11 protein-coding genes are annotated in these 13,640 nt (G+C 73.1%); 7 read left to right on the top strand and 4 right to left on the bottom strand.

The features are described from left to right. Nucleotides 1-99 precede the first annotated feature (99 nt). The 3 genes from AB0P03_RS01890 to AB0P03_RS01880 all read left to right on the top strand — a co-directional run bounded on the left by AB0P03_RS01890 (nucleotide 100) and on the right by AB0P03_RS01880 (nucleotide 4,989). Entirely contained in the window at nucleotides 100-2,217 is a 2,118-nt protein-coding gene (locus tag AB0P03_RS01890; protein WP_363579362.1) for a serine/threonine-protein kinase, read from the top strand. Next, a complete protein-coding gene (locus AB0P03_RS01885) occupies nucleotides 2,214-2,516 on the top strand; it encodes a glutaredoxin domain-containing protein (RefSeq protein WP_363579360.1) in 303 nt (100 codons plus the stop codon). Before AB0P03_RS01890 ends, AB0P03_RS01885 begins: the two co-directional genes overlap by 4 nt. An 835-nt stretch (nucleotides 2,517-3,351) precedes the next feature. Beyond that, the gene (locus AB0P03_RS01880; protein WP_363579358.1) at nucleotides 3,352-4,989 is read left to right on the top strand and encodes a M4 family metallopeptidase; all 1,638 of its coding nucleotides are present in this window, start codon (nucleotides 3,352-3,354) and stop codon (nucleotides 4,987-4,989) included. 94 nt (nucleotides 4,990-5,083) lie between these two features. On the opposite strand, the gene AB0P03_RS01875 is transcribed toward AB0P03_RS01880, so the two are convergent. From AB0P03_RS01875 to AB0P03_RS01865, 3 genes are read right to left on the bottom strand one after another with little or no spacing between them, the layout of a single operon-like run. After that, on the bottom strand, nucleotides 5,084-5,569 hold the full coding sequence (locus tag AB0P03_RS01875) for an MFS transporter (protein WP_363627562.1): 486 nt from the start codon (nucleotides 5,567-5,569) through the stop codon (nucleotides 5,084-5,086). Nucleotides 5,570-5,582: 13 nt separating this feature from the next. Beyond that, on the bottom strand, nucleotides 5,583-6,605 hold the full coding sequence (locus AB0P03_RS01870) for an iron-siderophore ABC transporter substrate-binding protein (RefSeq protein ID WP_363627561.1): 1,023 nt from the start codon (nucleotides 6,603-6,605) through the stop codon (nucleotides 5,583-5,585). A gap of 59 nt (nucleotides 6,606-6,664) precedes the next feature. Further along, nucleotides 6,665-7,453 (bottom strand): MerR family transcriptional regulator, encoded by a 789-nt coding sequence (locus tag AB0P03_RS01865; RefSeq protein WP_363579352.1) that lies wholly within the window; start codon nucleotides 7,451-7,453, stop codon nucleotides 6,665-6,667. Nucleotides 7,454-7,810: 357 nt separating this feature from the next. Between AB0P03_RS01865 and AB0P03_RS01860 the strand changes: the two genes are divergently transcribed. Genes AB0P03_RS01860 through AB0P03_RS01850 form a run of 3 tightly spaced genes read left to right on the top strand, consistent with a single transcriptional unit; the run spans nucleotide 7,811 to nucleotide 11,279 of the window. Then, nucleotides 7,811-9,373, top strand: coding sequence for an NAD(P)/FAD-dependent oxidoreductase (locus AB0P03_RS01860; RefSeq protein ID WP_363579350.1), 1,563 nt, complete (start codon nucleotides 7,811-7,813; stop codon nucleotides 9,371-9,373). After that, nucleotides 9,370-10,377, top strand: coding sequence for an alpha/beta hydrolase (locus tag AB0P03_RS01855; RefSeq protein WP_363579348.1), 1,008 nt, complete (start codon nucleotides 9,370-9,372; stop codon nucleotides 10,375-10,377). The genes AB0P03_RS01860 and AB0P03_RS01855 overlap by 4 nt, the downstream gene beginning before the upstream one ends. After that, entirely contained in the window at nucleotides 10,374-11,279 is a 906-nt protein-coding gene (locus tag AB0P03_RS01850) for an SDR family oxidoreductase (RefSeq protein WP_363579346.1), read from the top strand. Before AB0P03_RS01855 ends, AB0P03_RS01850 begins: the two co-directional genes overlap by 4 nt. 121 nt (nucleotides 11,280-11,400) lie before the next feature. On the opposite strand, the gene AB0P03_RS01845 is transcribed toward AB0P03_RS01850, so the two are convergent. After that, nucleotides 11,401-12,825, bottom strand: coding sequence for a PLP-dependent aminotransferase family protein (locus AB0P03_RS01845; protein ID WP_363579345.1), 1,425 nt, complete (start codon nucleotides 12,823-12,825; stop codon nucleotides 11,401-11,403). Nucleotides 12,826-13,029: 204 nt separating this feature from the next. Between AB0P03_RS01845 and AB0P03_RS01840 the strand changes: the two genes are divergently transcribed. Beyond that, a complete protein-coding gene (locus tag AB0P03_RS01840) occupies nucleotides 13,030-13,626 on the top strand; it encodes a LysE family translocator (RefSeq protein ID WP_363579657.1) in 597 nt (198 codons plus the stop codon). The last annotated feature ends 14 nt before the right edge of the window (nucleotides 13,627-13,640 follow it).

The following is a 13,640-nucleotide window of genomic DNA, read 5'->3' as shown; positions in this document are numbered from 1 at the left end:
CCGCTGGCCGGACAGCGCCTGCTGACCGTTCGACCCCCTCTGGCACACTGGGGGCCGAACGGCCCGCTGGGGAGGGTCATGACACATGGGGGCGGGAGTATGAGGGGTCCGGGCGCCGTGCTCGGCGGGCGGTACACGCTGGTCGAGCGGATCGGCGGCGGGGGGATGGGTACGGTCTGGCGGGCCGACGACACGGTGCTGGCGCGGCCGGTGGCCGTCAAGATCCTGCACTCGGCGCTGTTCGAGGACGACACTTTCATCCAGCGCTTCCGCCGGGAGGCCCAGCTGGTCGCCGCGATCGACCACCCGGCCGTCGTGGACGTCCACGACTACGGTGAGAGCGGCGGCGGTGCCGAGGGCCGGGAGGGCGGCGAGGGCGGTGACGCCGGGGACCGCTGCGCCTACATCGTCATGGAGCTGGTCGACGGCCGGCCGTTGGACCGGGTGCTCGCCGAGGAGGGCCCGATGCCTCCCGAGCGCGCCCTCGGTCTGGTCGCCGCCGCGCTGGACGGCCTGCACGCCGCCCACCGCCGGGAGATCGTGCACCGGGACATCAAGCCGTCCAACCTGATGGTGCGCACGGACGGCCGGGTGACCATCACCGACTTCGGCATCGCCCGGGCGATCGCCAGTACCAAGATCACCGCCTCGCACGCGATCGTCGGCACCGCCCTCTACATGGCCCCCGAACAGGCCGAGGGTACGGGCACCGGGCCGGCCTCCGACCTCTACTCGATCGGCGTGGTCTGCTTCGAACTGCTCACCGGGAAGCCGCCGTTCGTCGGCGAGAGCGTGTTGGAGGTCGCGCTCAAGCACGTCCGCCAGCCGGCGCCGGAGCTGCCGGGGGCCTTCCCGGCGGCGGTCCGCGAGCTGGTCGCGAAGGCACTGGAGAAGAAGCCGGAGGACCGGTTCGCCGACGCCGCCGAGATGGCGGCCGCGGCCCGGGCGGCGATCGGCGCGAAGGACGCGGGCGCTGCGGCGGGTGCGGCCGGCGCCCCGGCCGACACCGGGACGGTCGACCTCAGGGCGGCGGCCGGGGGAGCGGCTGCGGGTGAAGGGGCCGGGGGTGGGGTGGCCGGGGGCGCCGGTGCGGCGAAGGCCGGTGCCCTGGTGCCGGTCGCGGACGGCGCCGACCAGCCCGCGTCAGGCGAGCGCCCGGCGTCGGGTGGCCCCGTGCCGGACGAGGACGAGGTCGCCAAGGTGGGGCCGCAGCCGGTGACCGAGCCGGGCAAGCGCCGGTCGCGGCGCGCACTGCTGGTGCCGGTGATCGTCCCCGTGGTCATCTCGATGGGCACGGCGACCGTCCTGCTGGTGGACCGCGGCCCCGGCCGGTCGGACGCGGCCGAGCCGCCCGCCGCCCAGCCGACCGTCGTCGTGACGGCCCCGGTGACCCCGGGCGCGGGCACCCCGGCGGCCCCGGCCGTGACGCCGCCCGCCACGCCGACACCCTCCGACACCCCGGTCGCGGCCCCGGCCGCCGACCAGCAGCCGAGCACCCCGAACCAGCCGGGCGCGCCCGTCCCGGCCCCCGCGCCGGGCGGCAACGGAGGCGCGGCGGGCCGAGGCGCCGGCGCGGGCGCGGCGGGCGGCGGAAACGCGGCCGGTGGCGGCGGCGCTTCGGGCGGCCAATCCAACCAGTCCGGCGGCGGGGGCGGCACCGCCAACCAGCCCGCCAACCCCAATCCCAATCCCAACCCGCAGCCCCCGGCCCAGAACGCGGCCGGTGGCTCCCCCGCCGGGGGCGGCTCCCCGTCCGGCGGCGGTTCGCCCTCGGGCGGCGGCAACCCGCCGGCTCCGCAGACCCCCACCCGGCCGCCGTCGTGCGGCGGCACCTCCTGGACCACCATCGTCAACGTGAAGGACGGCCGCCCGATCGGGATGGCCCGCGACGAACTGAGCGGCGACAACCCGATCGTGGTCGGCGGCGCGTCCCAGTACGGCTGGGTGCGGGCGACCGACCCCGGCTCCTGGATCAGTTTCAACGCCTGCAACAGCGGCGGGCCGCTGCTCGTCCAGACCATGGACGGCAAGGTCACCCTGAGCGGAGGCTTCAGCTTCCTGACCAACTGGACGGTGCGCAGCGGATCCGCCCAGGGCTCCTACACGCTGGCCGACTACCAGAACCAGCGCTGCATGACCGACAACGGCCCGGGGAACGCGGTCACCATGGTGACCTGCACCCCCGGCAACACGGCCCAGGAATGGCGGTTCCAGTGACAGCGACCGGCGGAGCCGACGACGGTGTGGTCCTCTACTGGCGGCCGCTGTGCACGTTCTGCATGAACCTGCGCCTGGCGCTGCTCTTCACCCGCCTGCGCTACAGCCGGCGGTTCACCATGGTGAACATCTGGAAGGACCCGGACGCCGCCGCCTTCGTCCGCTCGGTCGCGGACGGCAACGAGACCGTGCCGACCGTCACCGTGGCCGGGCGGCCGATGGTGAACCCGTCGATCCGCCAACTGCTCGCCGCAGTGCGGGAGTACGCGCCGGAGGTGCTCCCGGGGAGGCCTCGCTGACCGGTCCGGGCGAGGAGTGGTACCCCTTCGCTCTCCCGGTCCAGATCCCGATCCCGCCGTTGCCGTTGCCGCTGCCGCTGCCGCTGCCGCTGCCGCTTCTGCGACCGGACGGGCCCGGCGCGGGCGGCGGTTGAGCGCGTGTGCCGACCCGGCCCGGGTGTCCGTACGGGCGGGTCGCCCGGGAGCCGGGGGCGGGCGAGCGGGGCGCCGCGGGAACCGGGCGTCATCGCAGATGCCGGTGGAGGAGGGGCCGTTGTGGGACACGGGGTCTCCCCGGCTCCGGTGCGCCCTCAGGTGTCGAGCCCAACTCGCCGACTGCGCTGAGGAGTCGGGCGAACACGAGGCCCGGTGGCGCTAGCAGATGACCCGGCGGCGGGCAAGGGTGGCAGGTGGCGGGACCTCGCCAAGCGGATGTCAAGATTCCGTATTGGAAGTTCTACAGGGATGTAAAAGTCGATTCCGGCCCGCTCGGCTCCGCGCGCCGAATCGGCGTTCGACGGTCGATCGGACATCGGTGCAGGCGGTCGGGCGTGGTTCGGGTGGGAACCTACTGCAAGGCGCGGTGAATTGCCCCGTTTTGCCCACCACTTGAGGGCCTTGGCGAGCTGGCGGGACCTGGCCAATCGCTGAAGTAGACCTGTCAATTCACCTGCTGGATTGTCATGCTTCTGGACAGCCCCGGCGGTAGCCCCCACCCCCACCCCTTGGTGGCTCGCCGCTCGACCGCTCGGGGTTTCAGCACGTCAGCGCCCATTTCCGCCCCACAGGTGCCGACCCCGGCCCCCGGAACGCGGCGCGACCGCGTCCACACGCGGTTTCCCGGAAGGACTCGCACGTGAAGCGAAAGCTCGCAGCTGTCGCCGTACTGTCGGCCACCGCCCTGCTGACCGGTGTGATCCAGGTGAGCACCGCCGCCCAGGCCAGCCCCGTCGCCGGCCTCCAGGCCCAGGCCGACCACCAGCACGCGGCCGTGCTCGCGCTGGCCGGCGGCCAGTCCGGCCCGCTCGCCAAGGCCCTCGCCCTCGGCGAGAAGGAGCGGCTCGTCGCCAAGGACGCCGTGGTGGACAAGGACGGCACCCGGCACCTGCGCTTCGAGCGCACCTACGCCGGCCTGCCGGTGCTCGGCGGCGACCTGGTCGTCCACCAGAAGGCCAACGGCTCGGTCAAGTCGGTCGACAAGGCGGTCTCCGCCAAGCTCGCGCTGCCGAGCCTGACCCCGCAGATCCCGGCCGACCAGGCCGCCACGCAGGCCACCGGCGCGGTCAAGGCCACCGTCGGGGTCACCCTCGACGCCGACGAGTCCCCGCTGGCCGACGTGCACCAGACCGGCAAGGCCGAACTGGTGGTCTGGGCGACCGACGGCAACCCGCGCCTGGCGTACCGGACCACCGTCGAGGGCGTGCGCGCCGACGGCACCCCGAGCAACCAGGTGCTCGTCACCGACGCCGCCACCGGCAAGGTGCTGTCCACCCACGAGAAGATCCAGACCGCCGCCGGCACCGGCAAGGGCGTCTTCGTCGGCCAGGTGCCGCTCACCACCGCGCAGAGCGGCTCCAGCTACTCGCTGAAGGACGACAGCCGCGGCGGCCAGTCCACCAGCGACATGAGCAACGGAACCGCCGGCAACGGCTCGCTGTTCGCCAACACCTCCAACAACTTCGGCGACGGCACCGCCTCCAACCGCGAATCCGCCGCCGTGGACGCCCAGTTCGGCGCGGCCACCACGTGGGACTTCTACAAGAGCACCTTCGGCCGCAACGGCATCCGCAACGACGGTGTCGGCGCCGCGAGCCGCGTCCACTACGGCTCCAACTACGTCAACGCCTTCTGGGACGACAGCTGCTTCTGCATGTCCTACGGCGACGGCAACGGCGACGCCGCCCCGCTCACCGAGATCGACGTGGCCGGCCACGAGATGAGCCACGGCGTCACCGCCGCCACGGCGAACCTCAACTACTCAGGTGAGTCCGGTGGCCTCAACGAGGCCACCTCCGACATCATGGGCACGATGGTCGAGTGGTACGCCAACCTGCCCTCCAACCCGCCGAACTACTGGATCGGCGAGCTGATCAACCTGAACGGCAACGGCACCCCGCTGCGCTACATGGACCAGCCCAGCAAGGACGGCCAGTCCGCCGACTCCTGGTCCGCCGGCGTGGGCAACCTCGACGTGCACTACTCGTCGGGCGTGGCCAACCACTTCTTCTACCTGCTGTCGGAGGGCAGCGGCGCGAAGAGCATCAACGGGTTCGACTACAACAGCCCGACGGCCGACGGCTCCTCGCTCGCGGGCATCGGCCGGGACAAGGCCGCGCAGATCTGGTACCGCGCGCTGACCGTCTACTTCACCTCCACCACCGACTACGCGGGCGCCCGGGCGGGCACCCTCAGCGCGGCGGCGGACCTGTACGGCAACGGCAGCGCCGAGTACAACGCGGTCGCGGCCACCTGGACGGCGGTCAACGTCAACTGACGACCGCCTGAGTGGGCCCTGCCGAACCGTGGGTGCCGGCGGGCGGGGCCGCACGGCGGGGGCGACGGTGTGCGGACCACCGTCGCCCCCGCCGTCATGTGCGCGGGGCGCGGCGCGCGGGCGCAGCGATGCGGGGTTGGACGCCGGAACCGTCAGTCCCACCGTCAGTCCCACCGTCGGTCGGAGCGGTCGGAGCGGTCGGAGCGGTCGGAGTGCGGCGGCGGTAGCGCTGTTCGGTCGCGGTGCACGCGGCGAGCAGCAAGGCCGCCGCCGCCGTGGCCGCGGTGATCGCGAACGGCGCGGCGGGCGCGAAGTGCGTGGTCGCCCAGCCGCCCAGGAAGGTGCCGGCCGATTGCGCCAGGATCAGCGCGCTGACCAGCGCAGCCATCGCCTCGCCCAGCCGGACGGCCGGCACCGTCCGCTCGGCCAGGCCGAACATCGTGATCATCTGTGGTGCGACCGCCACCCCGAGGAGGCCCACGGCAACGGTCAGGCTCCACAGGCTCCCGGTGGAGACGAGCAGGACGCAGGAGGCGGCGAACAGCAGCGCCATCCCGGCCAGCAGCAGGACGTAGGGCACGGTGAGCAGTCGCTCAGGGCGCGAGGTGCTTCCGGATCTGGTCCAGGATCAGGCCGGCCCCGGTGTAGCCGATCCCGAGCATCCACAGGCTGTCGTCGACCCGGAACACCCGGCCGGTGCGGACGGCGTCCAGGCTCTTCCACAGCGCGCCATCGGTGATCCTGCCCTGGTCGGATTTGGCCGCGTCCCCGTAGACCGAGTAGAAGATGACGTCGGCCGCCGCCTGGTCCACCTGCTCGGGGCTGATCTCGACCGAGAACCCGGGCTTGTCCTGGTTGGCGGGCCGGCCGAGCCCGAGGTCCTTGAACAGCGAGCCGACGAAGGTGTCGTTGAGGTACAGCCTGGTCGGTGCGCCCGCGAGGAAACGAGCCATCTCGACCCGGGTGGCGGCGGCCTTGGCCGGGCCGCCGAGTGCGGTGACGAGGTCCCGCGCCTTCGTCCGGTACGCCGCGTCGGCCGCTTCGGCTTCGGCCTGCCGGCCCATCGCCTCGGCGTGCAGCCGGACGTTCTCCTTCCAGGTGGGCCCGGTGGTCTTGGACAGCACGGTCGGCGCGATCTTCGTCAGTTCGTCGTACCGCTTGTCGTCGCGCACCTGGTTGCTCAGGATGAGGTCCGGCCGCAGCGCCGCGATCGCCTCCAGGTTGGGCTGCCCGATGGCGCCGACGGCCTTTGTCGTGGCCAGCCGTTCGGCGGGCAGGTAGGCCGGGAAGGGAGCGCCCTCGGTGACGGTGGTCGCGCCGACCGGCGTGAGCCCGAGGGTGACCACCGAGTCCAGCGCGTCGGTGTCCAGCGCCACCACCCGGGTGGCCCGGGCCGGTACGGTGCTCTCGCCGCGAGCGTGCCGGACGGTCCGGGGGCCGGCCCCGCTGGACCCGCTGGACCCGCCGGAACCGCCCGGCGCGCCGGGCTCACCGGTCGCGCCGGTCGAACCGGCGGACGGTGCCGGGGAGTTCGGTCCGCAGGCGGCGAGCGCGAGGCCCGGGGTGAGCCCGGCGGCGAGGCCGAGCGCGGCGCGGCGACTGAGGGGTCTGGGCATCGGCGGTTCCTCCAACGGGTGGGCAGGGCGCGGGAATCCCTGCCCTCCCGTCGGAGGGGTTACGCCTCGGTGTCGTTCTCCCGTCGCTGGCGCAGCAGTTCGTCGTACTCGGCGGGCACCCGCCGGTCCATCGCGAGGGCGAACTGCGCGTCGACGACCGTACGGGCCAGCGGCCGCACCCGCAGGATGCGTTCGGTGAGCCGGGCTGCCTCGCCGGGCGGCAGCGGGGCGTCGGCGGCGAGGGCGCCGAGCAGGTGCTCGCCGACCACGTCGATGAAGATCTCGGCGATGGCTTCCACGTGCTCCTGGGTGCGCCGGCTGGCGTCCAGCACCACGGAGAGCGGTACGCCCTCGGCGACGAGTGCGGTGGTGGCGTCCATCAGGCGGCGGCTGATGTGGGTGATCCCGTCGTCGTCGATCGTGATGTAGCCCTGGGCGATCGACTCGGCGGTGTTCTCCTCGGTGAGCTGGTCGTTGAAGACGGTCCTGAGTTCGTCCCAGTCCAGGCGCACCGGGGTCTCGTCCGACCAGGGGGCGACGATCGCGGCCTCCAGCCCGATCAGCTCGGCGACGTCCCGCCCGCTCTCGCCGGCGCCGATCAGTTCGGCGATGCCGCCCAGGGTGTGGCCGCGGTCCAGCAGTTCGCCGATCATCCGCAGCCGGGCCAGGTGCTCCTCGCCGTACCAGGCGATCCGGCCCTCCTTGCGGGGCGGCTGGAGCAGTTTGCGCTCGCGGTAGAAGCGCAGCGTCCGGCTGGTGATGCCGGCCGCCTCGGCCAGTTCCTCCACCCGGTACTCGCGTTTTCCGTCACCCGCAGCAGCTCTGACCTTGTCCACGGCGATCAGCATAGGTCCGGCACCTCCGAAGGCTCCCGGAATCCGGGTGGCCGCGCTTCTTCCATCCGGTGTCAGCAAGGGCTACCCTGCCAATCATGCCAGTAATTACTGGCGCGATTAGCGGGGCTCCGACGCCGGTCGTCGGGGAGCCCAAGGCAGTGCGCACAGCACCATGCGGAGCAGCACCAGAGCGACACCGCGGCTTCACCCGGGCGCATCAGGGCAACATCAGAGCAGCGCCAGGGCGGTACGAGAGCAGTCGAGCACAGCACGAGCACGGCGTCGTCGGCGCGCCAGGACGCGCGGCACGAGCGGGCGCCACGGTACGGCAGCGCGAAGATCATCGCCCCACCCTCAGGAGGAGGCCGCATGGCATCCAGCAGCAAGCGCCCCCGCTCCGGCACGTCCGGTGCCCCCGCGGCGGACGAGGCCGTCCCGCACGTGCGGGTGGCGGTGATCGGCTCCGGCTTCGGCGGTCTCGGCGCCGCCGTCCGGCTGCGCCGCGCCGGGATCACCGACTTCGTCGTCCTGGAGCGCGCGGACTCGGTCGGCGGCACCTGGCGCGACAACAGCTACCCCGGCTGCGCCTGCGACGTGCCCTCGCACCTCTACTCCTTCTCCTTCGCGCCCAACCCCGCGTGGCCGCGCAGCTTCTCCGGCCAGCCGGACATCCGCGCCTACCTGGAGAAGGTCGCCACCGTCTTCGGCCTCCGCCCGCACCTTCGGTTCAACACCGAAGTGCTGGAGGCGCGTTGGGAGGCCGAGCAGGTCCGCTGGCGGATCACCACCTCGGCCGGTCAGTGGACCGCGGACGCGGTGGTCTCCGCCGCCGGACCACTGGCGGACCCGCAGATCCCCGACCTGCCGGGGCTCGGCGCCTTCCCCGGCAAGGTGTTCCACTCCTCCCGCTGGGACCACGACTACGACCTGACCGGCAAGCGGGTCGCGATCGTCGGCACCGGAGCCTCCGCCGCCCAGATCATCCCGTCGATCCAGCCGAAGGTCGGCAGGTTGACGGTCTTCCAGCGCACGCCCGCCTGGGTCCTGCCGCGCCGGGACCGCGAGATCAGCCAGCTGGAGAAGTGGCTGCACGACCGCGTGCCGGTCACCGGGAAGATCCGCCGCGGCACCCTGTTCGCCCTCCGAGAGCTCCAGGTGGACGCCTTCGTGCGCCGCCCGGGAATGCTGCGCGTGGTCCAGCAACTCGCCGAACGCCACCTCGCCCAGGGCGTTCCCGACCCGGCCCTGCGCGCCAAGCTGACCCCGGACTACCGGATCGGCTGCAAGCGCATCCTGCTCAGCAACACCTACTACCCGGCGCTCGCCGCGGCCAACACCGAGGTCGTCGCCTCCGGCCTGCGCGAACTGCGCGGCTCCACCCTGGTCGCCGCCGACGGCAGCGAGCACGAGGTCGACGCCATCGTCTTCGGCACCGGCTTCCACGTCACCGACATGCCCATCGGGGCCCGGGTGTTCGGCGCCAACGGCACCAGCCTGGCGGAGGAGTGGAAGGACGGCATGGAGGCGCTGCGCGGCTCGGCCGTGCACGGCTTCCCGAACCTGTTCTTCGTGATCGGTCCCAACACCGGCCTCGGCAACAGCTCGATGATCCTGATGATCGAGTCCCAACTGAACTACCTGATCGACGCGTTGACCACGCTCAAGTCGATCGGTGCCACCGCGATGCAGCCCACCGTCCGGGCCCAGCGGCAGTGGAACCTAGAACTCCAGCACCGGATGGACCGCACCGTCTGGACCACCGGCGGCTGCCGCAGCTGGTACCTGGATCCGAACGGCAAGAACACCGTGCTCTGGCCCGGCTCCACCACCGCGTTCCGCCGCGCCACCCGCAAGGTCGACCTCGGCGAGTACGAACTGATCATGCGCGCCGGCCAGGACGCCGCCCGTACCGCGCAGGAGGTGTCCGCATGAGCGCCGCCGAGCTGCCCGCCGAGTACGTCCCGCCCGTGCCCGTCGAGGAGTTGAGCATCCGATCGGCGGACGGGATCCGGCTGCACGTCGAGGTCCACGGCCAACCCGGGGCGCCGACCGTCGTGCTCGCCCACGGCTGGACCTGCTCAACCGCCTTCTGGGCTCCGGTGATTCGCCAACTCACCGACCGCTACCGAGTGGTGGCCTACGACCAGCGCGGCCACGGGCACAGCGAGATCCCGCCGAGCCGGGTCCGCTACTCCACCCGGGCACTGGCCGAGGACCTCTCCGCCGTCCTCGCCCGGACCGTCCCGGCGGGGGAGAAGGCCGTGCTCGCCGGGCACAGCATGGGCGGGATGACCATCATGGCCGCCGGTGGCCGCCCCGAGATCGCCGACCGGACCGCCGCCGCCGTCCTGGTCTCCACCGGGCCGGGGGAGCTGGTGGCCGAACTCGCCGTGCTGCCCGAGGCGGTGCGTTCCCCGGGGCTGCGCCGCTTCCTGAACCGCCTGCTGCTGCGCTCCCGGCTGCCGCTCGGGCCGGTCTCGCCGGTCACCCGTGTCGCGCTCAAGTACGCGACCATGGGTCCGGGTTCGTCCGCCGGGCAGGTGGAGGCGACGGCCCGGATCGTGCACGCCTGCCCGACCGCCGTCCGTGCCAACTGGGCGGGCGTCCTCGACCGTCTGGACGTCCACGCCGGACTCGCCCGGCTCGCCGTACCGACCGCGGTCGTGGTCGGCACCGCGGACCGGTTGACCCCGCCGGTGCACGCGCACCGGATCGTCGCCGAACTCGCCGACCCACAGGGGCTGTTGCTGCTTCCGGGGGTCGGGCACATGGCGCCGCTGGAGCGGCCGGTGGAGGTCGCGGCCGAGATCCACCGCTTGGCCGCCGCGTACCTGTCCGCCGCGCCCGCTTCCGCCGCGCCCGCTTCCGTCTCCGCTCCTGCCCCCTCCGCCTCCTCCGCCTCTGCGCCCGTCTCCGAGAGGACCGCCGCCGCATGAACGCCATCCCGCCGTTGTCCGCGCAGGTCGTCGTCGTCACCGGGGCCGCCCGCGGGGTCGGGGCTTCGCTCGCCCGCACGCTCGCCCGGCGCGGGGCCAAGGTCGCCCTCCTGGGGCTGGAGCCGGACGAGCTCAAGGCCGTCGCGGCGCAGTGCGGCGCGGCCGCGACCAGTTGGGAGGTGGACGTCACCGACCTCGACGCGCTCGGCGACGCCGCCCGTCGGATTAAGGAGCACTACGGCCGGATCGACACCGTGGTCGCCAACGCCGGCATCGCCATCGGCGGGCCGGTGGTGGACAGCGATCACCGGGCGTTCAGCCGGGTGATCGAGGTCAACCTGCTCGGCAGCGTCGCCACGGCCAGGGCCTTCCTGCCCGCCCTCGCCGAGAGCCGGGGCTACCTGCTGCAGATCGCCTCGCTCGCCGCGCTCACTCCCGCGCCGCTGATGAGCGCGTACTGCGCCAGCAAGTCCGGGGTGGAGGCCTTCGCCCACTCGCTCCGCGCCGAGGTCGCCTACCAGGGGGTCAAGGTCGGCGTGGGATACCTGAGTTGGACCGACACCGACATGGTGCGCGGCGCCGACGAGGACGCCGTGCTCAAGCAGATGCGCACCAGGCTGCCGTGGCCGGCCAACAAGACCTACCCGCTGGAGCCCGCAGTGGAGCGGATCGTCGCCGGCATCGCCCGGAGGTCCGCCCACGTCTACGCGCAGGCCTGGCTGCGCGGCATGCAGCCGGTCCGCTGGCTGCTGCCGAGCCTGATCGCGGCGGTCGGCTCCCGCGACGTCGCCCGGATCGCGCCCCAGCTCGCCGCCACCGCCGCCTCCCGGTTGCGCGCCGTCGGTGCCGGCGGAGCTGCGGACACGGCGGTGCGGGGCGGCCGGAGCGGCGCCGTCGACTGACGGCCGTCGACTGACAACTGACAATTGACAGATTTCAACTGACGGATAACAGATAACAGATTTCAACAGCTGTTATCTGTTATCTGCCAGTTGTCCGTCCGTCCGTCCGTCTGGCTGCCCATCACTCCATCCACTCCTCCGCCGTCCCCCGCGCGATCCGCGCCAGCGTCTCCAGCGCTCGCGTCAGCACGGGCAGCGGCGGCGAGGCCAGGGCGACTCGGACGGCGGACGGGGAACGCCGGGGGTCGGCGGCGAACGCCGCCGCGGGTGTGACGGCGATGCCCGCCCGCGCCGCCGCCGCGACGAACGTCTCCGCCCGCCAGGCCGTCGGCAGCTCCCACCACAGGTAGTACGAGCAGGGGTCGGCCCGGACGTGCTGCCCCGCCAGCACCTCGCGCGCCAGCAGCTGACGCGCGACGGCGTCGGCGCGCTTGGCTGCCGCGACCTCGGCCACGGTGCCCTCCCCGATCCAGCGCACGGCCGCCTCCAGGGCGAACCCGCTGGGCGTCCAGCCACCCGAGCGCAGTGCGCCCGCGATCCGCTCGCGCAGCGCGGCGGGGACGACCGCGAACCCGGTGGTCAGCCCGGGCGCGAGCCGCTTGGAGAGGCTGTCGACGAGGACGGTGCGTTCCGGTGCGAGGCTGGCGAGGGCGGTCAGCTCCGGGCGGAGGAAGGACCAGATCGCGTCCTCGACGACCGGCAGGTCGAGGCGGCGCAGTTCCTCGGCGAGGGCGGCCGTCCGCTCGTACGGCAGGCTCCCGCCGAGCGGGTTCTGCAGCCTCGGTTGGACGTAGACGGCGCGCAGCGGCGCGGCCCGGTGGGCGGTGGCCACGGCGTCGGGCAGCAGCCCGTGCTCGTCGACGGCCAGTGGTACGAGTGTGATGCCCAGCCGCTGGGCGACGGCCTTGACCACCGGGTAGGTCAGCGCCTCCACCCCCAGCCGGTGGCCGGGCGGCACCAGCGCGGACAGTGCCGCGGCGATGGCCTGCCGGCCGTTGCCCGCGAACAGCAACTCCTCCCCGGCGATCTCCGGGTTGACCTCCTGATCCCCGCCCGAAAGGTCCCCGCCCGACCGGTCGCCGTCCATCCGATCCCCGCCCGTCCGGCGTTCGTCCGACAGCAGTGCCGCGAACGCCTGCCGGGCCGCGCCCGTCCCGGCCGCGCCCACCGGTGCGAGCGCGGCACCCAGCGCGTCGGCCCGGAGCAGCGGCGCCAGTCCGGTGGCCAGCAGTCCGGCCTGCTCGGGGACGGCGGGGTAGTTGAGTTCCAGGTCCACCGGCGCGCCGGCCGGTTCGGCGAGTGCCACCTGCCCGCCGGTTGCCCCGCCGCCGGCCCCCTGCCCGGCCCGGACGAAGGTGCCGCGCCCGACCTCCCCGGTGGTCAGTCCGCGCCGGGTCAGTTCCCGGTAGACGCGCCCGGCCGTGGAGTTGGCGATGCCCCGGCTGCGGGCGAAGGCGCGCTGGGTGGGCAGTTGCCGGCCCGGTCGCAGCCGCCCGTCGGTGATGGCGCCGGCGATCTCGTCGGCGATCAGGCGGTAGTCGTCCATCGGGGGGACCCCTCCACACGAGTTGACGGCATTGCACAGCATCGCACCGATATTGCACCGAGTGCAAAGTCATCATTGCATTGAGATCGACGCCGGGCCTAGCCTCCTCGCATGGAAGCACTGACCCCCACCGCTCCCGCCGCATCCGCCCTGTCCGCTGTGGGCGGGCACGCCGTACTCGGGATCGCCGCCGTGGCGCTCGGGATGGTGCTGACACCGGGGCCCAACATGATCTACCTGGTCTCCCGGTCGATCGCCCAGGGCCGCCGCGCCGGGCTGCTGTCGCTGATCGGGGTCGCGGCCGGCTTCCTGGTCTACCTGGCCGCGGTGACGGCGGGCGTGGCCGCCGTGTTCTCGGTGGTGCCCGCCCTCTACACCGCGATCAAGCTGGCCGGCGCCGGCTACCTGCTGTGGTTGGCCTGGAAGGCCGTCCGTCCGGGCGGTACGGCGGTGTTCGCCCCGCAGCAGCTGCCGCCGGATCCGCCGCGCCGGCTGTTCGCGATGGGCTTTCTGACCTGTCTGCTCAACCCCAAGATCGCCATCATGTACATCTCGCTGCTGCCCCAGTTCGTGGCGCCCGAGCGCGGTCACGTCGCGGTGCAGAGCCTGGTGCTGGGGCTGGCCCAGATCGTGGTGGCGGTCACCGTCAACGGGCTGATCGCGGTGAGCGCGGGAGGCATCGCGTCCTTCCTCAACCGCCGTCCCGCCTGGCTGCGGATCCAGCGCTACGCGATGGGGACGGTCCTCGGCGGCCTCGCCGTCCACATCGCCGCCGACCGCGCCAAAGCCGTGGCAGCCTAGGCCCGTCGCCTCGG

It is taken from the genome of Kitasatospora sp. NPDC088779, assembly GCF_040685395.1.
Taxonomy (GTDB): Bacteria; Actinomycetota; Actinomycetes; order Streptomycetales; family Streptomycetaceae; genus Kitasatospora.
Note: the sequence above shows the minus strand (reverse complement) of the source record. Positions and strands in the feature narration are given on the sequence as shown.

Excerpts from the sequence above, each read along its gene's own strand:
- AB0P03_RS01890 (WP_363579362.1), top strand. The coding sequence starts at position 100 with ATGAGGGGTCCGGGCGCCGTGCTCGGCGGGCGGTACACGCTGGTCGAG.
- AB0P03_RS01870 (WP_363627561.1), bottom strand. The coding sequence starts at position 6,605 with ATGCCCAGACCCCTCAGTCGCCGCGCCGCGCTCGGCCTCGCCGCCGGG.
- AB0P03_RS01865 (WP_363579352.1), bottom strand. The coding sequence starts at position 7,453 with ATGCTGATCGCCGTGGACAAGGTCAGAGCTGCTGCGGGTGACGGAAAA.
- AB0P03_RS01860 (WP_363579350.1), top strand. The coding sequence starts at position 7,811 with ATGGCATCCAGCAGCAAGCGCCCCCGCTCCGGCACGTCCGGTGCCCCC.
- AB0P03_RS01855 (WP_363579348.1), top strand. The coding sequence starts at position 9,370 with ATGAGCGCCGCCGAGCTGCCCGCCGAGTACGTCCCGCCCGTGCCCGTC.
- AB0P03_RS01850 (WP_363579346.1), top strand. The coding sequence starts at position 10,374 with ATGAACGCCATCCCGCCGTTGTCCGCGCAGGTCGTCGTCGTCACCGGG.
- AB0P03_RS01845 (WP_363579345.1), bottom strand. The coding sequence starts at position 12,825 with ATGGACGACTACCGCCTGATCGCCGACGAGATCGCCGGCGCCATCACC.
- AB0P03_RS01840 (WP_363579657.1), top strand. The coding sequence starts at position 13,030 with ATGGTGCTGACACCGGGGCCCAACATGATCTACCTGGTCTCCCGGTCG.